This window comes from Jeotgalibacillus aurantiacus (genome assembly GCF_020595125.1).
Classification (GTDB): Bacteria; Bacillota; Bacilli; order Bacillales; family Jeotgalibacillaceae; genus Jeotgalibacillus; species Jeotgalibacillus aurantiacus.
The window spans coordinates 178812-190963 of sequence record NZ_JACNMS010000003.1; the positions used below are offsets into that span (position 1 = coordinate 178812).

Here is a 12152-nt window from a genome sequence, read left to right on the forward strand (position 1 = left end):
AGCTCATTTCTGTCGATAGGCAGGCTGTTTCTGTCGATCGAGACTCTCGACGGGATAGATTTGTTGTTAGCGCAGGATTTAATGTTGATAGACCTCTAATTGATGTCGTTAACTCTCCCATATCTGTTGATAGCATCAAAATTTTTGTCGATAGACCATCCGGTTGCATTCGACAATATTCGGGAGGTGCCTGGCACCTCAAAGAACCTCAAAACCACCTCAAAACCCCCACCCGTTCATAGTTCGTTCATAACTATCCACTATTCTATCTTCATCAACCAAAAGGAGGACGTAAAATGTCTAAAAACAAACGTAAAAAAAGAGGATGGATGATTGGGGGAGTTGTGGCTGTGGCGGCGATTGCGATTGCGGGTCCGCTTTTTGCAGCTGAGGATCAGGGTGTGCAGAAGACGGAGGAGGTTCTTGAGGAGACGATTACTACTTATAATTATTTTTCGGGTAGCCTGAGTCCTGAGGAGCGGACGATGGTGAGAGCGGAGCAGATGGATACGCTGACGATTGTGGTGGAGGAAGATCAGGAGGTTTCTGAGGGTGATGTGCTGGCGGAAGGCGCTCAATCTTCTATTACTGCTCCACAGGAAGGGACGGTTCAAAGTATTCAGGCAGCGGATGGACCGGTTACACAAGGTGCTCCTTTGATGGAGATTGTTAATTATCAATCACTGCAGGCAGTTATCCAAATTGATGAAGCTGACATTGGTTCTGTTTCAGAAGGGGATGAAGTGACCATTAAAGTGCTGTCGATGAATGAAGACATAACTGGAACCATCACTTCTATTTCCAACGAAGCATCATCTAACGAAACACCAAGTGCGCGTGCTTATTTTACAGCTGAAGTAGAGCTGGAGATCACTGATGGGATGCGAGCGGGAATGACGGTTGAAGCAATGACGGTGAGAGATGAGGCGGTTCAGGTACCAACACTTTCTCTGGATGGCATTGAGTATGACGATCAGGATCAGCCGTTTGTCTGGATTGAAAACGGAGAGGGTGATCTGGAAAAGCGGTTTGTGGAAACCGGTTTAACGGATGGCAAACGCATTGAAATCACAGATGGCCTTACAACGGGTGATCTTATTGTGATGGAAGAAACGTCTGCTGTCGGAGGCTTTGCACCGCCAATGATGGGAGGCGGAGGGCAATGAGCGCCATCGTCGAAATGAATAGACTGACGAAAACCTATCGTCTTGGTGAGGAGACACAAACCGTTTTATCTTCTATTGATCTCGAGATTTATAAAGGAGATTTTATCTCGGTCCTCGGTCCTTCCGGATCAGGAAAGTCCACGCTGATGAATATGATCGGCTGTCTCGATACGCCAAGCTCGGGTGAGTATAAAATCAGTAATCAAAGTGTTTCTGAAATGACGGAAGGAGACCTTGCGTTACTGAGAAATAAAGAAATCGGATTTGTCTTTCAGCAATTTCAGCTATTACCGAGATTGTCGATTTTGGAAAATGTGGAGCTTCCGTTGATTTACGCTAAAGTTTCAAAAAAGGAGCGTAGACAACGGGCAGCTGAACTGCTCAAAAAGGTAGGACTTGGTGATAAGCTGAGGTATCGGCCTAATCAGCTATCAGGCGGTCAGCAGCAGCGTGTAGCGATTGCGCGTGCGCTTGTGACGAACCCGGCGATTCTGCTTGCAGACGAACCAACCGGAGCGCTGGATCAGAAGACAGGTAAGCAGATTATGGATCTTTTTGTTCAGCTTCATCGGGAGGGAAAGACCATTGTGATGATCACACATGATGAAAAGGTTGCCCGTTACGGCAGCAGGATCATTCACCTGCTTGATGGAGAAATACGTGAGGAGGCTGTTGTCCATGTTTAGAGAAAATATCAGAATGGCATGGCTGAATATCGCGGCAAATCGAATGCGATCGTTTCTAACGATGCTCGGGATCGTGATTGGTGTTGGCGCCATTATTGCCCTCATGACAATCGTAAATGGGGCAACAGAATCGATCAATGAAGAGGTATCTACATTCGGTGCTGATCGCGTGAGTCTTCAAATTCAGGGCACTAAACAAAAAGCAGGATTGAGCGCAAGTGAAGTAGAAGAATTAAACGGAATGGATGCCATTAAAGGTGTGTCCCCTGCGGTAAATGGACTCGTAAACAGTACACTCTCCGATGAACAGGTTCAGCTTTCAGGGAGAAGCGAGGTTTACTTTAATCAGACACCTGATGCGTTAGAAGCGGGAAGAGGTATAACAATAGCAGACGTTGAACAGGAAACACCTGTCGTGATCATTGGATCAACCGTTGCGAAAGAATGGTTTCCTGCAGAAAATCCACTGAATCAGTCGATCGAGCTTAATGGACGTACGTTTACCGTAGTAGGCGTACTGGCACCTTCAAGCAGTTTTTCAGTGACATCTGTAAATGACGTTGTCATGACGCCTTATACAACTGCACAACGAGTACTGGGTGTGACATCAGTCAACCAGGCGGATTTGTATATGGAAACGGGTGCAGATGCGAATAACATTGTAGACGAAACAACATTTTTGCTAAAAAAAGCATTTAATCAAAGAGAAGATGTCTTTGCGGTAACGAATTTTGAGGATGCACTTGCTTCAATTGATCAGATCAACGCCATGTTATCGATGCTGCTGGTAGGGATTGCATCCATTTCTCTGCTGGTGGGCGGAATCGGGATTATGAATATGATGCTGGTATCCGTAACAGAGAGAACGAGTGAAATCGGGCTCAGAAAAGCACTTGGTGCATCACCGCGATCGATTCAGCTGCAATTCTTACTGGAATCAACGTTTTTATCTTTACTTGGTGGTGCGATTGGCATTGTTTTTGGAGCGGGACTTGCTTATCTTGTCTGTCTGGCGATGGGAATCGGTTTTACATTATCCGGCACAGCTCTTTTGTTGTCAGTCGGATTCTCAGTAGGGATTGGTGTCATTTTCGGATTCATTCCTGCAAGAAGAGCTTCCCGATTGAATCCAATTGAGGCTTTACGGAGCGTATAGGAGGGAACAAAATGGTCCGGATCTTGATCGTAGAGGATGATGAAGGACTACGGTATTACTTGAAAGAAGGACTGAGTCAGGCGGGATATCGTGTGTTCGAGGCTGAAGACGGCCGGGATGCAATGGACCTGCTTGATCAGCAGGCAATCGATTTAATGATTACGGATGTGATGATGCCGAATCTCGATGGCGTAACCCTGACGTCTGAGCTGAGGGAGGTTTATCATTTCCCCATCTTAATGCTGACGGCACTTGAATCGCTAGATGATAAGAAAAAAGGTTTTTTATCCGGAGCGGATGATTACTTGGTGAAGCCGGTCGAGCTTGAAGAGCTGTTACTCAGGGTGAACGCGTTGTTGCGAAGATCTAACATCGCAAAAGAAAAAAGAATTGTCTTCGGTCAGATCGTCATAGATGAAAGTGCCAGGGTGGTGATGAATGGATCGGAAAAAATTGATCTGCCTTTGAAAGAGTTCGACATTCTATTTAAACTGGCATCGAATCCGAAGAAAATCTTTACTCGACAGCAGTTGATGGATGACATTTGGGGCTATGAAGCTGAAAGTGATCTCCGAACGATTGATGTGCATATTAAGCGGATCCGAAAACGTCTTGAACATGTAAAAGACATTGAGCTTACAACGGTTTGGGGACTGGGATACAGGCTGGAGGTTCAGAAATGAAGCGCTTTTTTCATACCATTTACGGGCGTTTCCTTGTTATATTTATCGGTCTTTTATTAATTCCGATGATGATTTCATTTGCAGTGTTGTTTACTGTTCAGCTCGGGCAAATCAGAGAGGACGTAACCGCACAGATCAAGGATCAGGCGGAGGTTGTTCAAACGCTTATTGCATCAGATACCTTTACAAAAGAAGAAGCGCTTGATCTGGTCGTCAGTGATCTGCTGATTGCAGAGGTCTACTCTTCCGCTGCTGAGTGGAGAAATTCAGATACGGCAGTCTACACAGAGCAGACCATTGAGCAATTGACAGATGGGGAAGTCGTTACAGGCGTTCTAACTGACTTCAGAGAGCTTCCTTATGCAGCCTTCGAGCAAAACGGGGCAATCTATATGATTACGCCTGATCTGAACAACAATCAAATTACACAGTTTCGGGAAATGACGATATACAGCTTTTTAGGAGTGGCTGTTGTGGGCTCCATCCTTCTATTATTTGCGATCTCATTCCTGACTAAAAGGCTGAAGCGGATCAGTCAGGCCTCCAGACAGGTTTACGAGGGGAACTATTCTGTGCGGATTGAAGATAAGGGAAATGATGAAATCGGTGATCTGGCACGTCAATTTAACCAGATGGCGAAAGAGCTTGAATCAAATGAATACCTGAACAAAGAATTGTCAGCGACCATGGCGCATGAATTTAAAACGCCTGTTTCGTCCATGATCGGTTTTGCTGCCCTTTTAAAGAAGAAGGACTTACCTGAGCATAAACGTCTCGAATATGCCTCTGTCATTGAACGTGAAGCAAGAAGACTGGCGAATCTATCTTCTACGCTGTTGAAGTTGTCTACCTTCGATCATCAGCTCATTCGTCTGGAGAAAGAATCATATTCACTTGATGAGCAGGTCAGAGAATGCTTGCTGACGCTGCAGCCGCAGTGGGAGGAAAAGGAACTTCAGATGAACATTGAGCTGGAGGAAATAACGCTGATGGCTGATCAGGAGCTGATGTCCCAGGTCTGGTTAAACATCATGAAAAACGCGATTGAGCACTCTGATCATGGAGGAGAGTTGGCCGTTACACTGTCTCATAAACCGGGTGAAATCCGGATCATGATAAAGGATCAGGGAAAGGGGATTGAACCTGAGCATATAGGCCGGATCTTTGACCGCTTCTACCAGGCTGATCAGACGAGACATTCATCAGGTACAGGACTCGGACTGACCCTCGTGAAAAGGATTGTGGAGCTTCATAACGGACGTGTTGCCGTCGAGAGTAAGCCGGGAGAGGGCGCTTTATTTACCGTTACTCTTCCTCGCCATGACAGTTCCCAGCGCCTTTAAAATCGTACCGAATCAGTCTACTGCGCTAAAATAAGATTGGATACGATGGCAAAGGAGGCTTTACGATGTCTGTGTATGATTTTATTGTAGATAAACCAAACGGTGAATCGACGAGTCTGAAGGAGTATAGAGGAAAGCCGATGCTGATTGTGAATACGGCAAGTAAGTGCGGACTGACACCACAGTTTGAAGGGCTTCAGAAGCTGCATGAAACGTATCACAGTGAAGGTTTGCAGATTCTCGGGTTTCCATGCGACCAGTTTAATAATCAGGAATTCGAAAATATTGAAGAAACAACAGAATTTTGCCAGGTGAACTATGGCGTGACATTCCCGATTTTTGCGAAGGTGAATGTGAACGGCAATGATGCCCATCCTTTATTTGATTATTTAAAGGATCGTCAAAAGGGACTTCTCTCAAAGGACATCAAGTGGAACTTCACCAAATTCCTTGTAGATCGTGAAGGCAACGTTGTGAAGCGCTTTGCCCCGACTACGACACCTGACAAAATCGAAGATGAGATTCGTTCAGTCTTATAATGCAAGAAAACTCCGGACTCAATGTTCGGAGTTTTTTTAACCTCCTAAAATAAATGAAAGCTCTAAAGCAATGAAGATAAAACTGATGATCAGTGTGAGAATAGGAAAAATCCTCCTTTTACCTTTCTCTTTTACGGATCCAAGTATGCCGAAAATAAGTCCAAGCAGACCGGTGAATGGCGTCATGATTATGAAGTACACAATGGCGCCAAAGGGGTTTTCAAATGTAAACAGTGCCAGAAAGAGAAACTGCGCGATTAAAATAAAGAAAAGTACAGCTGCAACCTTGCCGGATCGTGAAGCGGGCATGGTCCGATCCCTCCCATCATTTACATAAGGGTAACATGTTCAGGACAGTAATAGGAATAAAATTGAAAGTAATGTAAAATGATATTATACGTGAAAAGGAGGCGATGCATGATGGCTTATGAGCTGAAAACGAAAGAGCATGATGGGGATGTTTTTGCATTTATTGAAGCAGTGGATTCTCTGAAAAAAAGAGAGGACGCCTACCGGCTGCTTGATCTTTTCACTGAAACATCCGGTTATCCGGCAAAAATGTGGGGACCGAGTATGATTGGCTTTGGATCGTATCATTACAAATATGAGTCCGGTCATGAAGGGGACATGTTTTTAGTTGGATTCTCTCCAAGAAAAGCGAAAATCAGCCTTTACTTTGCAACGGGAGATCCTGATCGCACAGCGCTTCTGGAACGCTTCGGGAAGCATACGACGGGGAAAGCATGTGTGTATATCAATAAGCTGGATGATGTGGATGAAGACGTGCTAAAGGAGCTCATTTCGCAATCGATCACCTTTTTACAAAAAACGTATCCGGAGGGAACGAAATGAAGGATTTAACGAAAAAGCGTGCAAAAGCCATCATGATTGATTTTGCCGTTTCTACAGTTGCCACCCTTGCCATCGAGCAGCTGCTCCGCAGAAAAATCAAAAACGAGGCTTTTCATGCACTTGTGACGCCAACTGCTGTCATGTATGCGCTCGAAATCGCCCAGCTTAAAAAGTCCGGTCAGACACTCGGTTACAAAAAGATGGGTCTCGTGCTTCAAAACGAAGATGGGACATTGCCAACTTCTGAGCAGCTGTTAAAGCGCGTAGCCTATCGGGATACGGTTGGCACCATCTCGTATTTAAAGGACCGCGAAGCATTTGAAGGAGCAGATGGCTCAGTGATGCCTCACGACCGGTTTAGTGGACTGGTAGTGCGGGACAAATAACGTCTCATTTACATAACAATCTCATAACAGCTTCACAAATACTGTTTGTATCATAACCTCCCGGGGAATCTGTATTCTTTAGGAGGTCTTTTTATGTCGAAATTTAAAATGTTGTCTCTTGTAGCCCTTATTTTAGCGGCGGCAGGAGGCGTTTACTGGTATACTGATAAAACGATTCAACCGCAATCCGGGCGTGAGATGGTCGCGCTGGGGGACTCTTTGACCTATGGTGTAGGTGATCAAACAGGGCAGGGGTATGCAGATGAACTTGAGGAGCGTTTAAATGAAACCCAATCGTCTCCTTTAACCGTATATAACTATGGGATCCCGGGTCAGCAGACAGACGGCCTTCTTCAGCAGCTGCAGGATGAGGATGTGAAGGAAACGCTTCGCCATGCAGAATACTTTACGATTTTTATCGGCACCAATGATTTGATTAAAACGAATGGAGGAGACTTATATCCTCTATATGAAGACCGGATCGAAGCGGGGAAAGCAGATTACAGAAAAAATGTAGAAGAGATTTTATCCATCATCCGTGCGGAAAATCCCGATGCACCCATATTATTTTTGGGGCTGTTTAATCCGTATCCCGAGTCTGAAGAGATTCAGCAGGTGATCACGGAGTGGAACGGGTTGACGCAGGAAATGCTTGCTGATGACGGGCGAGTCAAATTCATCGCAACAGATGGGCTTTTAAAAGAAAAAAGCACCGATTACTTCAGCGATGCACTACACCCTAATAGTAAAGGGTATGAACTAATAACGGATGAAATCATCAGAGAGTATGATTTTTAATAGAAGGAGCGTGTATGCGCAATGGAACAGTACTTCCATGAAGCGTTTGAAGGATTGGTAAGATTAGGCCCGGGAAGTGAAACGTCTACAAAAAAGGCGATATCCCTTGTCCCGCTGCCAAAAGAAGAGCCAATCCGCATTTTAGATATCGGATGTGGAACAGGCATTCATACGATGCTCCTCGCAGAAGCCTTCCCGAACGCTGATATCACAGCGATTGATATCAGCGAAGAGCATTTAGAAGTACTGAACGAAAAGTTGAAAATCTTTCAGCTTGAGGACCGGGTTCATGTGAAAAATCAATCAATGTTTGAGCTCGATTATCCGGAAGGAACGTTCGATCTGATCTGGTCTGAAGGGACGATCTACATCGCTGGATTTCAGTCAGGGCTGAAGGATTGGCGTTCTCTTTTAAAAGATGGGGGATATTTGTTCTGCAGCGAGATTTCCTGGCTGCATGCCATGCCATCTGAATCAAGCCGTGCCTTCTGGGAGCAGGGTTACGCCGAAATGAACACCATCCCGAATAAAATTATTCAGGTTGAAGCGAATCAATATGCGTTCGAAGCCTCGTTTGTTTTACCTCAATCAGACTGGCTTGTTGAATATTATGCGCCACTCGCTGACCGCTTGAAGCAAATGAAGGAAAAATATCCTGAAAACGAAGAAGCGCTGAACGTTGTGGCGATGCTTGAGCAGGAAATCAACCTGTTCAAACAGCATCCGGATGACTACAGTTACGTTTTTTACGGGATGAAGAAATGATGAAGAAGATGAGGACGGAGCGGCTGTGGTATTCAGCGTGCTCTGTCCTTTTTGTATGCGATTGGAAAAAGGGGTGGCAAAAGGAACAGCTGCTCCGTCCCCCTGAATTGCTCTGAATGGGAATGTACTGTTCACGGCGGTTTTTGTATCGAATCAATTATTTATTGTCATGTTTCAGGAAATATATGTATTGTTTCAGCTGTTAATTGTATCGTTCCGTTCTCAGAGTGGCATTTTTGTTATGTTTGAACTTTGATATGTAACGTTCACGATCAGATTTGTACTGTTTCAAAATAGAATTGTATCGTTTGGTGTTAAGCACATTCTCGTGTAGAGGTTGAGCTGTCCCTGAACTCTACCTGTCGAATTCGTGCCAAAATGGTCGTGTGACGAGTGATGGAATCGTGTTCAGTTGTGAAGGGATTCCGTCTGGTTGTGAGGGAATTGACATTACGGTCTGAAGGAAAACAGTAGCGTGTGAGGCCTAGTGAAGGAATTAATTTTTCAAAAGAAGGAATCAACATCTCAAAAGCCTGAATGATTTTCCAGAAAGAAGGTATTGTTAGCGGTTGTGATGGAATTCCGCGGCGGACGGTCCTGGCCAACAGTGTAGTGTAACCCGTTCCCGCGGCGCACGTCACAGCCAGCAGTTGCTCCTCATTCCGCGTCAACCCCGCCTCACCCCAAACGCTTCCTCTCCGCAACTGGTGGATACTCCGTCAGCAGCCCTTCATAGATCAATACAGTCTGATCTGATTCCCTGAAATCATTCGGTTCAACAAGCGCGGGAAGCTTATCCCAGAGTCTGATGTCTGCGCGGTGCAAAATGTCTGCGACAAACTGTGAACAGAAATACATCCCGATTGGCTCAAAGGGCTCCTTCATTGCCACGCCAAAAACACCCAGTAAATTATAAATCATTTTACGGTCATTTCGTTTGAACAGTTCAATCAGTCTGACCACCTTGCTGTACTGGCGGTCTGTGACCTCAATTTCATAGACGGCACAGGTGGTTTTCGGAAAGTGTTTATAGGTGCCATAAAGCACATCTTCCTGTACAAAACCGCCATTTAAGGGGTTATTAGGATTTTTTCGCCCGAAGCTATATAATTGAATTAGCTCTGCATCTAATGAGAGAGAGGAATGGTTGTAGGGGGCTTTTGTGTATTTTTTAATGGTTTTGGTGAAGATCGTTCCCGTGTCTGATAACAGGATATAAATCTTTTTAGCCATGGGATGTCACTCCTTTTATGAATGGGGCTGTCAGTATGAATGATATATTTCAATACATATACTTTATTTTCCTTCTTTTAATATCGGTCAGTTTGCTCGTCTCGTTGATTACCTTTTATCAAAAGAGAAAAAATCATGGAATCAATAAATATGATGAGCTTGTAATCCGGACACGTCTCTGGTGGGGGATGGCTGTGATCTTCTGTTTGTCGATCGCCTTTCATCCGAATGTATCGCTCATTTCATTAATGATCTTATGTTTTATGGCCTTAAAAGAGTATTTCTCCATGATGGATACGCGAAAGCAGGACCGTCGTATTTTTATCTGGGCCTACCTGGCGATCCCGCTTAATTTTTATTGGATTTATATTGGCTGGTATGGCATGTTTATTGTCTTTATCCCGATCTATGTGTTTTTGTTTCTGCCGCTGGCCCGTATTTTCAGAGGCGGAAGTATCGGCTTTTTAAAGTCGGTCAGTGTGACGCAATGGGGACTGATGCTGATGGTGTTCGGGATCAGCCACCTCGCCCTTTTTGCAAAAATGCCTGAGATCACGCGGCACGATGTCACGATCGCGACGCAATACGGGGCGTTAATGGTGTTGTATCTTGTTCCTCTCACACAAGTAAATGATGTCGTGCATTACATGGTGTCTAAAAAGTTTGGCAGAAGAAAAGTGCTGACGGCTGCAAATCCTAATCTTACATGGGAGGGGTTTGTGTGCGGCGTCATTGCAACGATTCTTTTATCCATAGTCATCGCACCCTATATCACGCCGATGTCGCTCGGTTTCAGTATCGTATCCGGTCTGATCATCGGGGTAACCGGGTTTTTTGGAACGCTCGTTGTGTCTGTGTTAAAGCGGAACTTCTTCTTCCGTGAAAACGGGGGTAAAGTGGCAGAGAGCAAGTTTATTAATAAAATAGACAGCCTGACCTATACGGCACCAGTGTTTTTTCATCTTGTTTACTATTATATTTTCTAACGAATAAAAAGCTTCCTGTTGGACTGACGCAGCATTGTCTCTTTATCATAAAGTCAGACTGGAGGGAACCGCATGCTGATTGATCGTTTTCTTACATTTCTGGATGTAGAGAAAAAGGAGCCGTCTCTTTCTTATTTAAATGAATTGATCCACGCTCATCAAACAAAGGTTAGGTGGGAGACACTATCTAAGTTCATTGATTATGAGAACTTAAGTCCGGCAGACGCTTATCTGCCATCAATGGACTCTTACATTGATCGAATTATCAATAAAGGGGTAGGGGGTACCTGTTATACACTGGCAAGAGGGTTTCATTTGCTTCTTAGTGAGCTTGGTTTTGATGTGAATTATTTATTCATGGAACCGAATCATTTATGCCTGAGAGTGGATCTCGAAGGAGAACCTTATTACGTGGATGTTGGATACAGTGCGCCCTTATTTAAAGCCTATCCTATGTTTGAATCCTTCGAGGTTGTGGCGCCGGCAGAAACGTTTACTTACACAGTAATGGAGTCAAAGATACTCGTCGAAAGAAATCCTGGTCCGACTAAAACCCTTAACCCTGAGCCTGTTTCATGGTCGGAAATTGAAGCGCATATTAAAGGAACCTATGACTGGAAAGATGGATTTGCTTTTCAATCGTTAAAGCTTTTTGGATACCTGGATGGGGTTCCTGTATCGTTGCGTAATCATGAGCTTCGCATTTTCAAAGAATCAGGCTTCGAGGATCAAGTGCTGAATCCGGAAGAGGTCATGGGTTGGGTGAGAAAATTTGATGTTAATGAGGAATTTTACAAAAAAGCTGTGAGTATTTTTGTAAAAAGAAAAAATGTTAAACCATACTGATACATCCAGCCCTTGATCCGAAAGGTTTTCAGGGGCTGAAAATATTTTTGAGCTTTCCTGTTTACAAAAAAGTAAAAGGGGTGTATATTGAATATACCCACATGGGGTATATAGAGAAGGAGGTGAAGAAATGGAGCAAATAACAACAAATCAATTTTACGATCAAATGAAACTGATGGATCAACCTGTTGTTTTGAAGTTTTCAGCAGACTGGTGTTCAGGCTGTCGTCAAATTGCCCCAGTGGCTGAAGCAGTATCAGAGGAATATAGTGATTCAGTCAAATTCTACGAGGTTAATGTGGATCAGGAACCTGAATTAGCTGAACAGTTCGGTGTCATGAGTCTGCCAACCTTCATTGCATTTAAAGATGGTGAAGAGACAGGCAGAGAGGTTGCACCTTCTGCTTCAGAAGACACATTAAAAGCGTTTATAAAAAATTTTAAAAAATAATATACCCTATAGTGGTATATATGGAGGGATTTATGATGACAAATCAAACATTACAGGTAAAAGGAATGTCTTGTGGGCATTGCGTGAAATCAATTGAAGGAAATGTTGGAGAGCTCCAGGGTGTAGAAAGTGTAAAAGTTAACCTGTCTTCAGGAAAAGTGGATGTTGTGTTTCAATCCTCAGAGGTTAAATTAGAGCAGATCATTGCAACCATTGAAGATTCAGGCTATGAGGTCCAGCAATAAAAACAAAGTAAATCGTG

At 44.1% G+C, this 12152-nt stretch carries 16 protein-coding genes; 14 read left to right on the forward strand and 2 right to left on the reverse strand.

From position 1 onward, the window contains the following. Nucleotides 1-296: 296 nt before the first annotated feature. The 6 genes from H7968_RS10435 to H7968_RS10460 all read left to right on the forward strand — a co-directional run bounded on the left by H7968_RS10435 (nucleotide 297) and on the right by H7968_RS10460 (nucleotide 5573). Nucleotides 297-1166: an efflux RND transporter periplasmic adaptor subunit gene (locus tag H7968_RS10435; RefSeq protein ID WP_227396096.1), complete on the forward strand. Its 870-nt coding sequence runs from the start codon at nucleotides 297-299 to the stop codon at nucleotides 1164-1166. Beyond that, nucleotides 1163-1852 (forward strand): ABC transporter ATP-binding protein, encoded by a 690-nt coding sequence (locus H7968_RS10440; RefSeq protein ID WP_264476700.1) that lies wholly within the window; start codon nucleotides 1163-1165, stop codon nucleotides 1850-1852. The genes H7968_RS10435 and H7968_RS10440 overlap by 4 nt, the downstream gene beginning before the upstream one ends. Then, entirely contained in the window at nucleotides 1845-3008 is a 1164-nt protein-coding gene (locus tag H7968_RS10445) for an ABC transporter permease (protein ID WP_227396097.1), read from the forward strand. The genes H7968_RS10440 and H7968_RS10445 overlap by 8 nt, the downstream gene beginning before the upstream one ends. A gap of 11 nt (nucleotides 3009-3019) precedes the next feature. Further along, nucleotides 3020-3691, forward strand: coding sequence for a response regulator transcription factor (locus H7968_RS10450; RefSeq protein WP_227396098.1), 672 nt, complete (start codon nucleotides 3020-3022; stop codon nucleotides 3689-3691). Continuing rightward, nucleotides 3688-5034, forward strand: a complete 1347-nt coding sequence (locus H7968_RS10455) for a HAMP domain-containing sensor histidine kinase (RefSeq protein ID WP_227396099.1) — start codon at nucleotides 3688-3690, stop codon at nucleotides 5032-5034. The genes H7968_RS10450 and H7968_RS10455 overlap by 4 nt, the downstream gene beginning before the upstream one ends. A gap of 65 nt (nucleotides 5035-5099) precedes the next feature. Further along, nucleotides 5100-5573, forward strand: coding sequence for a glutathione peroxidase (locus tag H7968_RS10460; protein ID WP_227396100.1), 474 nt, complete (start codon nucleotides 5100-5102; stop codon nucleotides 5571-5573). Between the two features lie 36 nt (nucleotides 5574-5609). On the opposite strand, the gene H7968_RS10465 is transcribed toward H7968_RS10460, so the two are convergent. Further along, entirely contained in the window at nucleotides 5610-5882 is a 273-nt protein-coding gene (locus tag H7968_RS10465; RefSeq protein WP_227396101.1) for a hypothetical protein, read from the reverse strand. 111 nt (nucleotides 5883-5993) lie between these two features. Here H7968_RS10465 and H7968_RS10470 point away from each other — a divergent pair, with 111 nt between their 5' ends. The 4 genes from H7968_RS10470 to H7968_RS10485 all read left to right on the forward strand — a co-directional run bounded on the left by H7968_RS10470 (nucleotide 5994) and on the right by H7968_RS10485 (nucleotide 8374). Continuing rightward, complete coding sequence (locus H7968_RS10470; protein WP_227396102.1) at nucleotides 5994-6425, forward strand: DUF1801 domain-containing protein; 432 nt, start codon at nucleotides 5994-5996, stop codon at nucleotides 6423-6425. Continuing rightward, a complete protein-coding gene (locus tag H7968_RS10475; protein WP_227396103.1) occupies nucleotides 6422-6811 on the forward strand; it encodes an RDD family protein in 390 nt (129 codons plus the stop codon). Before H7968_RS10470 ends, H7968_RS10475 begins: the two co-directional genes overlap by 4 nt. Nucleotides 6812-6904: 93 nt before the next feature. After that, nucleotides 6905-7609: a DUF459 domain-containing protein gene (locus tag H7968_RS10480; RefSeq protein WP_227396104.1), complete on the forward strand. Its 705-nt coding sequence runs from the start codon at nucleotides 6905-6907 to the stop codon at nucleotides 7607-7609. 21 nt (nucleotides 7610-7630) lie between these two features. Then, complete coding sequence (locus H7968_RS10485) at nucleotides 7631-8374, forward strand: class I SAM-dependent methyltransferase (RefSeq protein ID WP_227396105.1); 744 nt, start codon at nucleotides 7631-7633, stop codon at nucleotides 8372-8374. 678 nt (nucleotides 8375-9052) lie between these two features. On the opposite strand, the gene H7968_RS10490 is transcribed toward H7968_RS10485, so the two are convergent. Further along, the gene (locus tag H7968_RS10490; protein ID WP_134376197.1) at nucleotides 9053-9607 is read right to left on the reverse strand and encodes a hypothetical protein; all 555 of its coding nucleotides are present in this window, start codon (nucleotides 9605-9607) and stop codon (nucleotides 9053-9055) included. Between the two features lie 35 nt (nucleotides 9608-9642). Between H7968_RS10490 and H7968_RS10495 the strand changes: the two genes are divergently transcribed. The 4 genes from H7968_RS10495 (at nucleotide 9643) to copZ (ending at nucleotide 12135) form a co-directional block, all read left to right on the forward strand. Next, nucleotides 9643-10593, forward strand: coding sequence for a phosphatidate cytidylyltransferase (locus H7968_RS10495; protein WP_227396106.1), 951 nt, complete (start codon nucleotides 9643-9645; stop codon nucleotides 10591-10593). Nucleotides 10594-10665: 72 nt separating this feature from the next. After that, nucleotides 10666-11439: an arylamine N-acetyltransferase gene (locus tag H7968_RS10500; protein WP_227396107.1), complete on the forward strand. Its 774-nt coding sequence runs from the start codon at nucleotides 10666-10668 to the stop codon at nucleotides 11437-11439. Nucleotides 11440-11569: 130 nt separating this feature from the next. After that, entirely contained in the window at nucleotides 11570-11890 is a 321-nt protein-coding gene (locus H7968_RS10505) for a thioredoxin family protein (protein WP_227396108.1), read from the forward strand. Between the two features lie 35 nt (nucleotides 11891-11925). Beyond that, on the forward strand, nucleotides 11926-12135 hold the full coding sequence (copZ, locus tag H7968_RS10510; RefSeq protein WP_134376257.1) for a copper chaperone CopZ: 210 nt from the start codon (nucleotides 11926-11928) through the stop codon (nucleotides 12133-12135). Nucleotides 12136-12152: the final 17 nt, after the last annotated feature.